This is a genomic window from Halorubrum sp. SD612, assembly GCF_002135005.1.
This window is the reverse complement of the sequence record NZ_NEWI01000370.1, coordinates 1-1,407: the sequence shown is the minus strand read 5'-3', so window position 1 is coordinate 1,407 and position 1,407 is coordinate 1. Positions and strand designations below refer to the sequence as shown.

Genomic DNA, 1,407 nt, shown 5'->3' with positions numbered 1-1,407 from the left:
CGACCGATACGGTATGCCTCTGCGGTTCGCTCGGCGGCTCGGGCTCGCGGACGCGGTGACCGTGGCCAACGCCGCCGTCGGGTTCCTCGCCGTCGTCGCCGCGACGGTCGACGTCGCGCTCGCGGCCAGGCTCGTCCTCCTCGCCGCCGTCGCGGACGGGCTCGACGGGGTCGTCGCCCGCCACCGCGGGTCGACTCCCGCCGGCCCGTACCTCGACTCGCTGGCCGACGTCGCCTCCTTCGGCGTTGCGCCCGCCGCGCTCGTCGCCGCCGTCGTCCGCGACGGGCGCTCGCTCGCGACGGACCCCGCGCTCGTCGCCGCCGTCGTCGGCGCGGGCGCGCTGTTCGTCGCCGCCGCGGTCGCCCGCCTCGGCCTCTACACGGCCGACGAGGACGGCGCCCGCGAGACGGTGGGCGTTCCGACGACGCTGGCCGCGACGGTGCTCGCCGCCGCCGTCATCGCGGGCTACACCGCCCCGGTCCCGCTCGTCGCGGCCACGACGGCGTTCGCGCTGCTCATGGGGTCGACGGTCACCTACCCGGACCTCCACGCGCAGGACGCGCTCGTGATGGGGGTCGTTCAGGCGGCCGTGATCCTCACCCCCGCCGGTCACATGGCGACGAGCGCGCTCCCGGCGTGGATCGGCGAGGGGTTCGCGTTCGCGCTACTGTTCCTCGCCAGCGGCTACCTCGTCCTCGGCCCGCGGTTCTACTGGGGCGACGGGATTCAGGCGCCGCCGGAGCTCCGGCGGTGACCGAGCGGCCGCGAGCGCCTCCGCTGGCGGGTCGGGACTCGCGAAGAAATACCGAAGCGGCGTCCCGTTGACGCCGACTACAGCAGGTCGTCGAACTCCTTGTACCGGGTGATGTCGACGCCGTCCTCGGTGACGACGGCGACGTTGATCCCGTTGCCCGAGGCGAGGTCGCGCTCGACGGCGGACTGGATCGCCTTCGCGGCGATGGTCTTCGCCTCGTCGATGCTGACCTCGTCGTCGTACTCCTGCTCTAAGACACCGAGCGCGTACTGCGACCCGGAGCCGGTGACAGTGTACTCCTCCTCGGTCGTGCCGCCGAGGGCGTCGATGGAGTAGATGTGCGCGCCCTCGTCGTCGACGCCGCCCAGGATCGGCTGGACGACGAAGAACGCCCCGGAGCGGAGGAGGTTCCCCGTCAGGGTCGACAGCGCCTCCATGGACATGTCCTTACCGCGGCGGGCCTCGTAGAGGCTCGTCTCGGCGCGAAGCGTCGAGATGAGGTTCTGGGCCGCCGAGACGGAGCCCGCGATGGTCAGGGCGCCGCGCGGGTGGATCTCCTCGACCTTCTGGACGTCCTTCGAGGAGACCATGCCGCCGAGGGAGGCGCGCATGTCGGTCGCCATCACGACGCCCTCGTCGGCCTTGATGCCGAC

2 protein-coding genes are annotated in these 1,407 nt (G+C 72.7%); one reads left to right on the top strand and one right to left on the bottom strand.

Going from position 1 to position 1,407, the window contains the following annotated elements; genetic code table 11:
- Positions 1–13 precede the first annotated feature (13 nt).
- Positions 14–754, top strand: coding sequence for a protein sorting system archaetidylserine synthase (locus B9G38_RS17430; protein ID WP_049931336.1), 741 nt, complete (start codon positions 14–16; stop codon positions 752–754).
- Positions 755–831: 77 nt separating this feature from the next.
- On the opposite strand, the gene psmB is transcribed toward B9G38_RS17430, so the two are convergent.
- Positions 832–1,407 (bottom strand): archaeal proteasome endopeptidase complex subunit beta (gene psmB / locus B9G38_RS17425; RefSeq protein WP_086221188.1); only part of this gene is annotated, 576 nt, incomplete at its 5' end.

Coding starts and splice junctions, on each gene's coding strand:
- B9G38_RS17430 (WP_049931336.1), top strand. CDS start 14: ATGCCTCTGCGGTTCGCTCGGCGGCTCGGGCTCGCGGACGCGGTGACC.